Below are 14492 nucleotides of genomic sequence, written 5' to 3'. Positions count from 1 at the left end.
GCCGTCCGGTGGCAGCGTAGCGGCATGAGACGGAGAGCAGCGCTAGTGACAGCGCTAATCGCGGCGATGATCGGGGCGTCGGCGACACCGGCGAGCGCCGCGGCACCGGCACCGAGGTTCACTCATCTGGTGCCCGGCGGCCAGCCGAACCTCGTGGAGAAGGTCCCGGTCAACGTGGTGTTCCTCGGCTTCGACCGGACGAAGGTGGATCAGCGGGCGTTCACGTCCGGCCTGGCCCGGACGTACGAGCCGGAGGTGACCTCGCGCCGGTGGTACGGCGAGCAGGAGAAGCTCGGCATCACGTACATCTACGACTACAAGGTCTCCTACGCGGACCGCGGGTACGAGGACCGGTTCTTCCGGAAGCTGTCCAGCCTCGCCACGCCGGCACCGCTGACCGAGTACCAGGAGACCTACAACGCGCAGGAGCGCAACGTCCTGGACGTCACGGACAACCACTACATCGACGCGCCGACGGTGGAGAAGTACCTCGCGTTCAACCCGCCGCACGGCGTCGACACCCGGCGCAACACGGTCTTCCTGATCAACTGGTACGGGCGGGCGGACTTCAAGTTCCACGTCTACACCAAGACCGGTGAGCCGGACCCGGACACCGGCTTCGACTTCGGGGCGAACCGGGACAGCCGCAAGCTGATGGCCTGGGGCGGCACCACCGCGGACGACGAGGAGACCGGTCTCGGCGCGACCCGCCGGGTCTGGTTCGCCGACCTGTCCGCCGGCCCGGACGCGAACATGACCAACTACCTCGTCGACGAGCAGGACGTGGACGGCGACGGTGAGCCGGACTACCGCCTGCCGACCTCCTGGGAGTACGCCGACGGCGGCTTCCGGGCACCCGGCGCGCTCGCCGGGGACCTGGCCAGACTGACCCGGTACGTGGCGCTGGACCTGCTGATGACCACGTCGCCGATCTACCCGGTCGAGCTGCCCGCCCGGCTGCCGAAGTCGATCAACCTGGACAGCAACACGTACGAGGGCTGGCCCGGTGTGGACGGCTCCTCGTACATAACGCCGGAGCTGCTGGTCGACGAGCTGTCCGAGCTGCGCTGGCGCAACCGGCTGGACTTCGACGAGCAGGACCTGGCGTTCGACGCGCAGAACCGGGCCTGCTACACCGGCCAGTACGTGACCGGGGAACCGTGCTACCCGGACCAGACGCTGCCGCCGTCCGCGAACCTGTACCTCTACAACCTGGAGAACCTGGAGCGGACCCAGGACGATGCCGGCCGGGTCGACTACGAGATGCCGCTGTTCAACTACGTGACCGAGGCGAACCTCAGCGGCCTGCTCGGCTACGCGGACGACAACTGGGTGGACGGCACCGCCAGCTACGTCTACTCGTTCCTCAACCCGCAGGTGGTGGCGGCCGGCTACGGCCTGACCACCACGCAGATCCACGAGGTCGGTCACCACCTCGGCATGCACCACCCGCACGACGGGTGGGACAGCGAGTCGGCGACCGAGATCGTCCCGACCGGCGACCACTACTTCGCGTGGGTCGGCGACGAGTCCAACTCGATGATGAGCTACATCGACGTGAACTGGGACTTCAGCCAGTTCGACCGGGACAACAGCGACCGGTTCCTGACCGCGGCGTACATCGAGGCGGCGAACCGGCTGTCCGCGGACGTGCTGGCCGATCCGGACGCCCGGAAGGCGACCGCGGACCTCCACGCCGCGGACCTGACGATCGGGCTGGCGAAGAAGGCGTTCGCCGCGCACGACTACCGTCTCGCCTACACGCTGGCCGAGAGCGCGTACGACCGCGTGGTCCGGGCGGCCGCCAAGGCCGGTGTCGACCCGGCGAGCGCGGCCCGCGCCATGCACGCCGAGGCCGAGGCGATGCGGGTGTCCGCGAAGGCGGAGAACCCGCACGAGTTCATCGACACGCTGGAGCCGGGTAGCGGCCCGCGCTCCCGTCCGTAACGCAGTGGCGGCCGGGGCCGGTGTGACCCCGGCCGCTAATCTGTTCGGCGTGCCACGACCGTCGTTGACCGCCGTTGTTCGACAAGCCACCGATGCCGACGTCGCCGAGATCGCCCGGATCTGCAGCACGGTGTACCGGGATACCTACCGTGAGCTGCTGCCGGAGGGGTACATAGAGCGCAGCGTCGTCGCGTTCTACGACGAGCGCCGGGTGGCCCGGGAGATCGCCCCGGCACCGTCCCAATGGTTCGGCTACCAGGTCGTCGAGGAGCACGGCCGGGTGCTCGGCGCGGCCGGCGGCGGCATGATCAGCGCCCGCGCCGGTGAACTGTCCCTGGTCTACCTCGAGGCGGCCGCGCGCGGCCGTGGCCTCGGCACGCTGCTGCTGGACCGGGTCGTCACGCAGATCCGCGAGGCCGGCGGCCGGGAGGTGTGGGTGTCGGTGTTCCTCGGTGACAGCCCCGGCATCGCGTTCTACCGCGCGCGCGGCTTCCAGCCGGTGAGCACGGTGCAGGCGTCGCTGTCCCGGGTCGACGACCACATCGTCAGCCTGCGGATGCGCCGGATGCTGGACTGACGAGCGGGCCACTACACTCGCGGCATCCTCAGGACACAGCGGCGGGGAAGTGACCTTTGATCTCCAGCATGAGTGTCAGCCGGCAGTCGGACGTTCCCGTCTACCGTCAGATCGTCTCCCAGGTCACGCTCATGATCGAGATGGGGTTGCTCGGCGACGGCGATCGGCTGCCCGGTTCCCGGCTGCTCGCCAGCAACCTCGGCATCAACCGCAACACCGTCGCCCACGCGTACGGTGAACTGCGCGAACTCGGCCTGATCGAACCCCGCGGCCGCAACGGCATGGTGGTCGTCGGCGGCGGCCGGGCCCGCACCACGTCCGAGACCCGCAACCGGGCGCGCGAGATCCTCTCCGCCGCCGCCCGCGAATGCCTCGGCCTGGGACTGACCGCCGCCGAGATTCGCGACCTGATCGCCGGCCTGGCCGCGTGGGAGGCCGACAAGACGCTCGCGGTGTCGTTCGTCGAATGCAACGACGAGCGCGCGCGATACTTCGCGACCGAGTTGGGCAGGCAACTCGGCGTGGCGGTCAAGCCACTGGTGCTGGGCGCGTTCGACGCCGCGGGGGAGCGGCCCGACCTGGTGCTGACCACGTTCTTCCACCTGTCCGAGGCGCGCACGCTGCTGCGCCGGCCGGAGACCGAGGTGGTCGCGATCGTCGCCGCGCCGCACATCCAGACGCTGGTGCAGATCGCCCAGGTGCCGAAGGACCGTACGGTCGGGCTGCTGTACTCCACCGAGGACCAGGCGGTCAGCATCCGGGACTCGCTGACCCAGGCCGGGGTGTCGAACATCGAGGTACTGACGGGAACGACGGACGAGGATCTGCGCGACGTGGACCTGGTGGTCGTGCCGAGCGAGTCCCCGGAACTGGCCCGGCGGCTGGAGGGGCGGGTGCGGGTGATCGAGTTCGGCAACGTGCTGGACGCGGCCTCGGTCCGGATGGCGGGTGAGGTGATGCGCGAGTTGCAGCTGGCGAAGACGACCATGCGCCGGCCGTAGCGAGCTGGAGAGCGACTCCGCGGCTGGGCGTGGCCTTCGCGGGCGGGCGTGGCCTCCGGGCTTTCGGCCTGGTCGGGGCCGCCGGCGCGCGCCTGTTCTCTCGTGGGTGGTACGGGTTTCGGGGAAGCCGCCCGGATGCCGGGACCCCGGAACGGGCTCCGGCGCTGGCCGCCGTGGTCAGAAAGCGAAACGGTTCTTCCCCGCCGTCTTCGCCGTGTACATCGCCGTGTCCGCGTCGCGGATGATGTCGTCCGCACTCGCTCCGGGCTGGTTCACCGCGATCCCCACACTGGCCGACACCCCTACCGCGGTCCCGTCCTTCAGCGCGATCGGTGCCTGGACCTCCGCGATGACCCGCTCCGCCGCCACCCGTGCGTCGTCCGCCCCGGTGAGGGACTCCAGGATGATCGCGTACTCGTCGCCGCCGAACCGGGCCACGGTGTCCGCCACCCGAAGCCCTTCCCGCAGCCGGTCCGCGACCGTACGCAGCACCGTGTCGCCCGCCTGGTGACCGTGCCGGTCGTTGATCTCCTTGAAGCCGTCGAGGTCGATGAACAGCACCGCGAACGTGCGTCCCTCCCGGGCGTGCGTGTGCAGCGCGTGCGTGAGCCGGTCGTAGAACAGCAAGCGGTTCGCCAGCCCGGTCAGTGGGTCGTGGAACGCGAGGTGCTGCAACTCCTGTTCGCGCTCCCGCAGCTGCGCCTCGATCTGCTGGCGCCGCGCGATGTCGAGCCGCAGTGCCGTGGTGGCCCGGTCCACCTGGTCGAGTGCGCGACCGCGGCTGCCCGCCAGGATGCCGGTCATCGCGGCCAGCATGACGGTCAGCGCGGCGCCGGACGCGAGCGTGAGTCCGCTCAGGCCGCCGGAGGCGTCCGACACCAGGCGGGTGGTCGGTGTCATCGAGATCTGCCATCGGCGTCCGCCGACCGTGAGTTCGTGCCGTCGGTCGAGCGCGGTGCCGGTCGCGCGCCGGCCGGGGGCGACGGAGGCGAGTTCGAGGCCGGCGGCCGGGTCGACGACCCGGGCCTGTACCGCGTTCGCGCCGCGGTCGAGCAGGGTCTGTGCCAGGAAGTCCTGGGTGCGCAGCATCATCACGGCCCAGCCGCGGAACGCGTCCGCGCTGTCCGCGAACGAGAAGACCGGCGCGGCGAGCATCACGAACGTACGCCGGGACCCGGTGGCGGTCTCGTTGTCCAGGGCGGGCTGGAACGCCGGGCTGATCGCCAGCGCGCGCCGGTTGCGGGCGTGCCGCAGCACCTCGGCCGCGGCCGGGTTGCCGGCCAGGTCGACGCCCTGCTGGTTCGGGTGGCCGTCGAAGACCTTGTCGTAGATGACGAACGAGTGGACGTCCGTGCCGGCGGCCGGGCGCGGCGTCAGCCCGTCGGCGCCGTATCCGCGCCAGCGCCGTTGCACGTCCGGGATCTGTGCGCTGGTGGCGGGCACGACGTAGCCGATCCGGGTCGCGCCGTGCAGCCGGACGTTGGTCAGCCCGGCGGTGATCCGGAGGAAGTCGTTGCGGTACAGGTCGGTCTGCGAGGCCAGCGAGTAGGCGAGGTCGCTGAGCACGCTGCCGTAGTCGGTGGCCGCGTGCGCGACCGCGGCGGTGACGTCGCCGGCACTGGAGTCCATGGCCGCGGCGGTGTACCGGGCATCGCCGGCCCGGACCACCGAGTGCGCGGCCGCGGTCATGGACAGGCCACCGCTCAGCACGAGCGCGACGAGCAGGACGCTGGTCCAGCGCCTCCGCGACGTACCCACCTGGTGCTTATCGGCCGTTATGGCCGGGACCTGAGGATCATTGACTTTCGTCGCTCGATGGTGGCAACGTGATCACACATCGGTGACGGGAGTGTCGATGATTCGCAATGTGCTGGTGGCCGCGCTGCTGCTCGTTCCGGAGGCGCCGGTGGCCGCACCGCCCGAGCCCGTCGATCTGGTCCGGCCGTTCGTCGGGACGCAGAACTTCGGCAACACGTTCCCCGGTGCCGCCGCGCCGTTCGGCATGGTGCAGGTCAGCCCGGACACCGGCGGCCAGGGCGGCTACGACTACCTGGCCGGCTCGATCTACGGCTTCAGTCAGACGCACCTGTCCGGCGTCGGCTGCGGCGTGGCCGGTGAGCTGCCGATCATGCCGACCACCGGCGCGGTGACCAGCACCGACCATCACGCGTACCGGTCCGCGTTCTCGCACGACGACGAGGAGGCGAGCCCGGGCTACTACCGGGTCGGGCTGAGCCGCTACGGCATCGACGCGGAGCTGACCGCGACCGCGCGGACCGGCTGGCAGCGCTACGCGTTCCCGGCTACCGAGCAGGCGAACGTGCTGTTCAACACCGGTAAGGCGAACCAGGACGTGTTCGACTCGGAGATCCACGTGATCGGCGACCGGACGCTGACCGGGCGGGTGAACGCGGGCAACTTCTGCGCCGGCAAGGACGACCACACGGTGTGGTTCACGGCCCAGTTCGACCGGCCGTTCACCGCGTTCGGCACCTGGCGCGGCGCGGACCTCGCTCCCGGTGGCCGGGACGCATCCGGTGCGGGCGGTAACGGCGCCTACGTCACGTTCGACACCCGTACCGACCGGGATGTGGTGGTCAAGGTCGGTTTGTCCTATACCGGCGCGGACGGCGCACGGGCGAACCTGGCCGCGGAGACCGGTGACGGCTTCGACTTCGACGCGGTCCGGGACGCGCTCCGCGCCGAGTGGTCCGAGGCCCTGAGCAAGATCGCGATCGACGGGGGTACGGAGGAGCGCCGCGCGGTCTTCTACACCGCGCTCTACCACTCGCTGCTGCACCCGAACGTGGCCGGTGACGTGGACGGGCGCTACGTCGGCTTCGACCGGCAGGTGCACACCGCGAGCGGCTACACCCCGTACCAGAACTTCTCGCTGTGGGACACGTACCGCCCGCAGAACCAGCTGCTCGAGCTGATCGCGCCGGACGTGGCGCGCGACGTCGCGCTCTCCGTGCTGGCGATCGGCCGGGACGGTGGCTGGCTGCCCCGGTGGGCGCTGGCGAACAGCGAAACCAACATCATGACCGGCGACCCGGTCACCCCGTTCCTGGTCGAGAACTGGTCGAAGGGCCTGCTCGAGGGGTACGAGGAGGAGGCGTACGCGCTGCTGCGGGCGAACGCCACCAGCCAGCCGCCGGCCTCCTCACCGTTCAACGGGCGCACCGGGCAGGACCACTACGCCGGCCGCGGCTACATCCCGTCCGGCCTGCGGCTCGGCACCGACTGCGTGCACAAGGGCGGGGACAACGACTGCGTGCACCCGGCCTCCGCCACGCTGGAGTACTCCGCCGCGGACGCCGCGCTCGCACTGATGGCACAGGGCCTCGGGAAGACCGCGGACGCGCGGATGTTCGCCGCCCGCGGTCAGTGGTACCGCAACCTGTGGGACTCCGCGGCCGGCCGGTTCCGCCCGCGCACCGTGGACGGCACCTGGCTCACCCCGTACGACCCGGTCGCGGCGTCGCACCAGTTCCACGAGGGCGGCGCGTACCAGTACCAGTGGCTGGTCCCGCAGGACCCGGCCGGGCTGGTCTCGCTGATGGGCGGCCGGCACGCCGCCGAGCAGCGGCTCGACGAGTTCTTCGTGTACGACGAGCTGCTCACCGACCCGGCCGGCACCGCGCGCACCGACTGGATCGCCGCGCCGTACGACTACTACGCCAAGCCCACCTACAACCCGAACAACGAGCCGGACCTGCTCGCGCCGTACATGTACCACTGGGCCGGCGCGCCGGCGAAGGCCGCGACCGTGGTCCGGGCCGCGATGACGCTGTTCACCACCGGCCCGGACGGCATGACCGGCAACGACGACCTGGGCACGATGAGCGCCTGGTACGTCTTCTCCGCGCTCGGCCTCTACCCGACGATGAGCGGCGCGGACTTCCTCACCGTGTCCAGCCCGGTCTTCCCGGCCGCGACCGTGCGGACCGGCACCGGCACGCTGCGGATCACCGCGCCGGGCGTCTCCGACCCGAACCGGTACGTGCAGAACGTCCGGCTGGACGGCGGCCGGCTCACGAGGAACTGGGTGACCTGGGACTCGGTCGCGGACGGCGGCACGCTCGCCCACACGGTCGGCAGCCGCCCGTCGTCGTGGGGCACCGCGCCGCAGGCGGAGCCGCCGTCGGTGAACCGGGCGCCGCAGGACGCCCGCCGGCACGTCGACGCGTCCGTGCGCCCGGCCTCGGCCGCGCTGCCGGCCGGCGGCACCACCACGTTCACCGTGGACGTCGTGGCGCAGGCACCGGCCACGCTGCGGCCCACGGTCACCGCGACCGGCCCGGCCGGCTGGACCGTGACGGTCGACCCGGCCCGGCTGCCGGTGCTGCGCTCGTCGCACCTGCCGGTCGCGACCACGGCCACGGTCACGGTCACCGCGCCCGCCGGCGTGGCCGACGGGACGTACCCGGTGCAGGTCACGGCCGGTGGCGCGAACTCGGTCACGCGTACCGTCCCGGTCACGGTCCGGCCCGCGCTGACCTGCGCGGCCGGCACGTCCTGCGCGGTCGACCTGACACCGGAACTGACGCGGGACGGCACCGCCACCGTCACCGCGACCACCGAGGGCAACTTCGACACGGTCGGCTGGAGCTACGACGCGGCGCTGCTCCCACCGGCCGGCCCGGTCGTCTGGAACGGCGTCACCTACCAGGCCCCGGACCCGGCCGGCACCGCACCCAACCTGGTCACCGCGACCGGTCAGTCACTGGTGCTGCCGCAGGGCTCACACACGTCGCTGGAGCTGGTCGCGACCAGCCACAACGGCCCGGTCACCGGCGCGTTCACGATCGGCTACACGGACGGCGGCACCGACACCCGCGCGGTCACGGTCGCGGACTGGTGCGGCTCACCCGCGGCCGGCTCCACCACCGCGCTGGCCATGCCCCACCGGATCAGGGCCGGCCAGGGCGTCGACGGCCCACCGGTCAGCCTCTTCGCGATCAGCGTGCCGCTCACCCCGGGCAAGCAGATCCGTTCCCTCACCCTCCCGGACGACAACCGCATCCAGCTGTACGCCATCACGCTCCGTTGACCGGGCCGGGAGTGAGGGAAATCCCGGGACCAGGGAGCGTTCTCTCCGTGTCCGGCCCGGCCGCGGCTACGGTGCTGCCATGTCCGCATCGAAAGTCCGCCGCCGGGTCCTGGGCGCCGGCGTGTCCGCAACGGTCGTCGCCGCTCTCGGCGGTGGCATCTGGGTGACCGACGTGCTGGCCGCCGACGGCACCGCGATCACCGGCCTGGGTGGCCGGTGCGTCGACGTCGCCGGGGCGAACCGGGCCGACGGCACCGCCGTGCAGTTGTGGGACTGCAACGGCACCGGCGCGCAGCAGTGGCGGTTCGAGGGCGCGAGCCTCCGGGCGCTGGGCAAGTGCCTGGACGTGACGTCGGCGTCGCGCGCGGACGGCGCGCGCGTACAGCTCCACACGTGCAACGGCACCGGCGCGCAGACCTGGGCGGTGCGCGGCTCCCAGCTGGTCAACACCGGGTCGGGCAAGTGCCTCGACGAGACCGGGATGAGCACGGCCAGCGGCACCCGGCTGCAGATCTGGTCGTGCACCGGCAACCCGAACCAGTCCTGGCGGGTCTCCACGCCGGCCCCGGCGCCGTCGCCGACCGGCGGCGACAGCGGCGGCGACGGTGCCAAGAAGGGCGTGAGCAGCTGGGAGTTCGCCGGGCTGGCCGGTGCCGTCGACGATGCCGGCGTGTCCTGGTACTACAACTGGGGCACGAACAACGACGCCATGCCGGCCGGGGCGGAGTTCGTGCCGATGATCTGGGACGAGAACGTGGTCACGCCCGCGAACCTGGCGAAGGTCCGGGCCGAGGGTGACACGCTGCTCGGCTTCAACGAGCCGGACCTCGCCGAGCAGGCGAACATGAGCGTCGAGCAGGCCCTCGGCCTGTGGCCCCGGCTGGAGGCGACGGGTATGCGGCTGGGCAGCCCCGCGGTCGCGTGGGGCGGCGACGCGCCGGGCGGCTGGCTGGACCGGTTCATGACCGGCGCCCGGCAGCGTGGCCTGCGCGTCGACTTCATCACGCTGCACTGGTACGGCGGCGACTTCAGCGCGGCCGCCACCGGCCAGTTCATGGGGTACGTCAGGGCCGTTCACGAGCGCTACGGCCTGCCGATCTGGGTCACCGAGTACGGCCTGATGAACTTCTCCGCCGAGCCGCGCTTCCCGAGCACCGCGCAGATCACCGCGTTCATCACCGCCTCCACCCGGGAGCTGGAGGCCGCACCGTACGTCGAGCGGTACGCCTGGTTCTCCCTGCCCGCGGTCGGTGACTCGCTCCCGTACGGGCTGTACCGGGACGCGACCACGCCGACCGAGGCGGGCCGGGCGTACCGCGCGGCGGGTTGAGACGGTCAGGCCAGCGCGGCGAGGTGGACGGCGGCGACGGCGATCATGCCGGCGCCGAAGGCGGTGATGCCACCGGCGGCGAGCATCGGGGTGAAGCGGGTGGCCAGGCGCAGGGTGGCGTGGGTGCGGGCGTTGCGGGTGACCAGGGTGCTGCCCGCGACGGCGAGCACGCCGATGCCGAAGAGGACCACGGCCATGCCGGCGCCGAAGGTGAGCACCAGCAGCAGCGCGAAGCCGGCCCGGCCGAGGAACAGGCCCGTGGCCAGCACCAGGAACGCGGCGGGGGAGGGGGTCAGGCCGCCGGAGACGCCGAGCAGGAACAGTCCGGGCCGCTGTCCGCCGTCGTGCTGGTGGTGACGCGTGTGCCCGCGGTCATGATCATGGCCATGACCGTGATCATGGCCATGACCGTGATCATGGCCGTGGTCGTGATCATGCGAGTGGGAGTGGGAGTGGCTGCCGCGCAGGTGGCGGCGGAGCATCCAGAGGCCGGTGCCGAGGACCAGGAGCCCGGCGGCGATCTGGAGCCACGTGGTCAGCTGCTCCATCCGGATCAGGTCGGAGAGCGAGAAGAACGTCCACGCCACGCCGATGACCAGCACCGACACGGTGTGCATGGCGGCGACCGAGCCGCCCAGCCAGGCCGCGTCGCGGATCCGGCCGCGCGAGCCGGCCAGGTACGCGGCGGCCAGCGTCTTGCCGTGGCCGGGGGCCAGCGCGTGCCCGGCACCGGCCAGGAACGCGAACACGAACGCCAGCGGCGCCACCCCGGGCGCGTGGATCAGGTCCTGGAGGCGGTCGGAGAGCGAGCCGGGGTTCATGCGGACACCCGGCGGTTCACCGTGAACGCCCGGCGCTTCACCGTGAACACGACGGCGACGGCGGTCAGCAGGAGCGCGCCGAACACGGCCGCGATCTGCACCAGCGCACTGCGCCCGAGCCCGGGACCGGATCCGGTCAGCGACCACGTGTGCGTGTCGTTCGCGCCCTCGTACACCGCGCGCTGCCCGGCCGGCCCGGTGGCCATCGTGCGGTACGCCGGGTGCAGGTCGGTCAGCGTACGCACGGCCACGGTCACCGAGGTGACCGGCCCGGGGCAGGTGAAACCGGCGGTCGCGCCCTTCAGCGCGAGCGCCGCGATCGGCTCGACCGCGCCGGTGCACGGCCGGCCGCCGCCGGTGACCGTGATCCGGTCGAGCAGGTAGCCGGTGAACGCGGGTGACGCGCCGACCACGCCGGGGTCGTCGTACCGGTAGTCGACCGTCCCGTCCGCGCGCACCCGGTCCGCGGGCAGCAGCCCGAGCGAGACGCCGAGCACGGTCAGGTCGTCCGGTCCGCCGACCCGCCACTTGACGTGCACCACGTCGGCGCGTCTCGGGTCGGGCGTGACGACCACGGTCTGCGGGTCGCCGAACGGATGGGCTGCCGCCGGCCGTGGCGTGAACACGGCGGTCCCGGCCGCGACACCGATGACGGCCAGCGTCACCAGCGTGCGGGCACTCATGAAGCTCAATGGATTGTCTTCCTGGGTGGTGCGGTACTACACAACGGCGCTCAGTGTGGTGATGTCCGCGCGGATCCCGCAGGCCACGAAAGATGATCTTCACCGGTCGGGTGCGTGAACAAATCGAGCCGCTTACCGCGGTCCCAGCTGGGTACGCGGCCGGCGAAGTGCCTATTACTGGAGGGCTCATGAGCAGTACCGGAACCGGCCGGGACGTCGTCGACGTGCTGACGGCCGACCACCGCGACGTGACCGCGCTGATCGGCGAGATCCGTACCGTCGCCGACCCGATGATCCGCCGGGACCTGACCGACACCGCGATCAGCGAGCTGGTGCGGCACGCCGTGGCCGAGGAGATGTACGTCTACCCGGCCATGCGCCGGTACCTCGACGACGGCGACAAGGCGGTCGCACACGACGTCGAGGAGCACAAGGAACTGGAGCAGGCGATGAAGCGGCTCGAGGACCTGGACGTCTCCGACCCGCGCTTCGACCAGGAACTGAGCCGGCTGGAGGCGATCCTCGCCGACCACGTCACGGACGAGGAGGCGGAGCAGTTCCCCGAACTGCGCCGTCGCGTACCCGCGGAGGAGCTGGTGGAGCTCGCGGGCAAGGTGGAGACCGCGAAGCGGCTGGCACCGACCCGTCCGCACCCGAGCGCGCCGAACAGCGAGCTGTTCCACAAGACGGTCGGCGCCGGCGTCGGCCTGGTCGACCGCCTCCGCGACAAGCTCACCGGCCCCGCCACGAAGTGAGGCTCAGCGCGGCCGGCCCGCCGCCCGCCACTCGCGCGGGCTCATCCCGTACGCGGCCCGGAACGTCCGGCTGTACTGTGCCGCGTCGGTGAACCCCCAGCGCCGGGCGACCGCCGCGACCGTGGCCGTGCCGAACGCCGGATCGGCCAGGTCGCGGCGGGTGTCCTCCAGCCGCCGGTGCCGTACCCAGGCACCGAACCGGACGCCCTCGCGCTGCAGCACGCGGTGCAGGTAGCGCACCGAGACGTGCTGCCGTGCCGCGGCCGCGGCCGGGCACAGCTGCGGGTCGGCCAGGTGCGCGCGCATGTCCGCCAGGATCCGGACCGCGAGCGTGCCGTCCAGCGGCACGCGCCCGGCGCGGTCGTCGCCGAGCTGCACGGTGAGCGCGGCCCGGATCAGCTCCACGGTCGGCGCCGCGACCGCGTCGCCGTGACCATGCACGGTGATCTGCGACAGATCGAGGCCGCCAACGCCGGTGGCCGTCCGCCGGTGGTGTTCATCCACGGGCTCCGGCTGCTGCCGACCAGCTGGCAGCGGTGGGCCGGCGTGTTCGCCGAGGCCGGGTACGCGCCGGTGGTGCCCGGCTGGCCGGACGACCCGGACACGGTCGAGGAGGCGAATACGCACCCGGCGGTGTTCGCCGGCAAGCGCGTCGGCCAGGTCGCCGACCACTTCTGCGACCTGATCGGCCGGCTCGACCGCCGGCCGGCGGTGATCGGGCACTCGTTCGGCGGCCTGATAGCGCAGCTCAGCGCGGGCCGTGGGCTGTCCGCCGCCACGGTCGCGATCGACCCGGCGCCGTTCCGCGGCGTGCTGCCGCTGCCGGTCTCCGCGCTGCGGGTGGCCGGTGCGGTGCTGGGCAACCCGGCCAACTATCACCGCGCGGTGCCGCTGACGTTCGCGCAGTTCCGGTACGGGTTCGCGAACGCGGTCCCGGAGGAGGAGGCGCGCGAGCTGTACCGGACCTACGCCGTACCGGCGCCGGGTGAACCGCTGTTCCAGGCCGCGGCCGCGAACCTCAACCCGTGGACCGAGGCGAAGGTCGACACCGGCAACCCGGGACGCGGGCCGCTGCTGATCGTGTCCGGCGAGAAGGACCACACCGTGCCGTGGGCCATCGCGAACGCCTCGTACAAGCAGCAGAAGGACAACGCGGGCGTCACCGAGATCGTCGAGATCGAGGACCGCGGCCACTCGCTGACCATCGACAGCGGCTGGCGCGAGGTGTGCGACACCGCGCTCGCGTTCGTCCGGCGCTTCCACTGACCCGCGCACATCCCACGAACGAGCGGGTGATCACGGCGCCGGAGCGGGTACCCGCGGCCGCATGACGGATTCCCGCATCGGCGTCGTGGTGGTCACCCATCAGCGGCGGCCTGAAGTGCTGGACGCGGTCGCGCGCCTGGTGAGCCTGCCGGAACGGCCCGCGGTCGTGGTGGTCGACAACGGCTCGACGGACGGTACGGCCGAGTCGCTCCGGGCGCGATTCCCGCAGATCGAGGTGCTCGCGCTGCGGGAGAACCGCGGCGCGGCCGGGCGCAACGCGGGCGTGGCCCGGCTGCACACGCCGTACGTGGCGTTCTGCGACGACGACACCTGGTGGGAGCCGGGCAGTCTGCGCGCGGCCGCGGACGCGCTGGACGCGTGCCCGGCGATCGCGGTGGTCAACGCGCGGATCGTGGTCGAGCCGGGCGGGCACGACGACCCGATCGTGGCCGAGCTGCGCGACTCCCCGGTGCCCGGCCCCGACTGGCTGCCCGGGCCGGCACTCGGCAGCTTCCTGGCCGGTGCGTCCGTGGTACGCCGGGACGCGTTCCTGGCCGCCGGCGGCTTCAGCCCGCGGCTGTGGCTCGGCGGCGAGGAGGAGCTGCTGGCCACCGACCTGATCACCGCGGGCTGGGAGATCTGCTACCTGGAGAATCTGGTGGTGCACCATCACGCGTCCGTGGTGCGGGACTCGGTGCTGCGGCGCCGCATCGGCCTGCGCAACACGCTGTGGTTCACCTGGCTGCGCCGGCCGGTGCTGCCCGCGCTGCGCCGGACCGCGTTCCTGGCCGGCACCGTGCCGCGCGACAGCGTATCCGCGCTGGCCTGCTGGGACGCGGTCCGCGGCCTGCCCTGGGTGCTGGCCCGGCGGCGCACCCGCCCGCACCACGTGGAGGTTCGGCTGGCCCCGCTCGACGCCGCCCAGCGCGCGTCCACCGCCCGGCGCTACGTGTGAGACGCGCCGCTGCGTGCATGGGCCTGCGGTCAGCGGGTATGCGCCTACGTCCGTGAAAGGGGGCGAACCGATGAAACGCATCAACGTCTGGCGGGCCGCCTCGG

At 72.2% G+C, this 14492-nt stretch carries 12 protein-coding genes; 8 read left to right on the top strand and 4 right to left on the bottom strand.

Annotation, left to right across the window (positions count from 1 at the left end; all coding sequences use genetic code 11):
• Positions 1-66 precede the first annotated feature (66 nt).
• The 3 genes from J2S42_RS07490 to J2S42_RS07480 all read left to right on the top strand — a co-directional run bounded on the left by J2S42_RS07490 (position 67) and on the right by J2S42_RS07480 (position 3525).
• On the top strand, positions 67-1947 hold the full coding sequence (locus J2S42_RS07490; RefSeq protein WP_307236635.1) for a hypothetical protein: 1881 nt from the start codon (positions 67-69) through the stop codon (positions 1945-1947).
• Between the two features lie 49 nt (positions 1948-1996).
• The gene (locus tag J2S42_RS07485) at positions 1997-2524 is read left to right on the top strand and encodes a GNAT family N-acetyltransferase (protein WP_307236632.1); all 528 of its coding nucleotides are present in this window, start codon (positions 1997-1999) and stop codon (positions 2522-2524) included.
• A gap of 68 nt (positions 2525-2592) precedes the next feature.
• On the top strand, positions 2593-3525 hold the full coding sequence (locus J2S42_RS07480; protein ID WP_307236630.1) for a GntR family transcriptional regulator: 933 nt from the start codon (positions 2593-2595) through the stop codon (positions 3523-3525).
• A gap of 177 nt (positions 3526-3702) precedes the next feature.
• Here the strand turns inward: J2S42_RS07480 and J2S42_RS07475 are convergent, their stop codons facing one another.
• Positions 3703-5283 carry a sensor domain-containing diguanylate cyclase gene (locus J2S42_RS07475; protein ID WP_307236627.1) on the bottom strand — a complete coding sequence of 527 codons (1581 nt, stop codon included), beginning with the start codon at positions 5281-5283 and terminating at the stop codon, positions 3703-3705.
• 97 nt (positions 5284-5380) lie between these two features.
• Between J2S42_RS07475 and J2S42_RS07470 the strand changes: the two genes are divergently transcribed.
• Both J2S42_RS07470 and J2S42_RS07465 read left to right on the top strand, forming a co-directional pair.
• Positions 5381-8578, top strand: a complete 3198-nt coding sequence (locus J2S42_RS07470; protein WP_307236626.1) for a GH92 family glycosyl hydrolase — start codon at positions 5381-5383, stop codon at positions 8576-8578.
• 79 nt (positions 8579-8657) lie between these two features.
• Positions 8658-9908 carry a glycoside hydrolase family protein gene (locus tag J2S42_RS07465; protein WP_307236623.1) on the top strand — a complete coding sequence of 417 codons (1251 nt, stop codon included), beginning with the start codon at positions 8658-8660 and terminating at the stop codon, positions 9906-9908.
• A gap of 5 nt (positions 9909-9913) precedes the next feature.
• Here the strand turns inward: J2S42_RS07465 and J2S42_RS07460 are convergent, their stop codons facing one another.
• Both J2S42_RS07460 and J2S42_RS07455 read right to left on the bottom strand, forming a co-directional pair.
• Positions 9914-10729, bottom strand: a complete 816-nt coding sequence (locus tag J2S42_RS07460) for a HoxN/HupN/NixA family nickel/cobalt transporter (protein ID WP_307236620.1) — start codon at positions 10727-10729, stop codon at positions 9914-9916.
• Positions 10726-11412, bottom strand: coding sequence for a hypothetical protein (locus tag J2S42_RS07455; RefSeq protein WP_307236617.1), 687 nt, complete (start codon positions 11410-11412; stop codon positions 10726-10728). Before J2S42_RS07455 ends, J2S42_RS07460 begins: the two co-directional genes overlap by 4 nt.
• A 188-nt stretch (positions 11413-11600) precedes the next feature.
• Here J2S42_RS07455 and J2S42_RS07450 point away from each other — a divergent pair, with 188 nt between their 5' ends.
• The gene (locus J2S42_RS07450; protein WP_307236613.1) at positions 11601-12167 is read left to right on the top strand and encodes a hemerythrin domain-containing protein; all 567 of its coding nucleotides are present in this window, start codon (positions 11601-11603) and stop codon (positions 12165-12167) included.
• Positions 12168-12170: 3 nt separating this feature from the next.
• Here J2S42_RS07450 and J2S42_RS07445 read toward each other — a convergent pair whose 3' ends face one another.
• A complete protein-coding gene (locus tag J2S42_RS07445) occupies positions 12171-12608 on the bottom strand; it encodes a helix-turn-helix transcriptional regulator (RefSeq protein WP_307236611.1) in 438 nt (145 codons plus the stop codon).
• On the opposite strand from J2S42_RS07445, the gene J2S42_RS07440 reads away from it, so the two are divergent.
• Positions 12603-13433 (top strand): alpha/beta hydrolase, encoded by an 831-nt coding sequence (locus J2S42_RS07440; protein WP_307248653.1) that lies wholly within the window; start codon positions 12603-12605, stop codon positions 13431-13433. The two genes, J2S42_RS07445 and J2S42_RS07440, sit on opposite strands and share 6 nt — an antisense overlap.
• Positions 13434-13494: 61 nt before the next feature.
• A complete protein-coding gene (locus J2S42_RS07435) occupies positions 13495-14388 on the top strand; it encodes a glycosyltransferase family 2 protein (protein ID WP_307236608.1) in 894 nt (297 codons plus the stop codon).
• The last annotated feature ends 104 nt before the right edge of the window (positions 14389-14492 follow it).

The sequence above is a fragment of the Catenuloplanes indicus genome, assembly GCF_030813715.1.
GTDB classification, from domain to species: Bacteria; Actinomycetota; Actinomycetes; order Mycobacteriales; family Micromonosporaceae; genus Catenuloplanes; species Catenuloplanes indicus.
The sequence above is the reverse complement of the archived record's forward strand: the minus strand, read 5'-3'. Positions and strand labels throughout refer to the sequence as shown.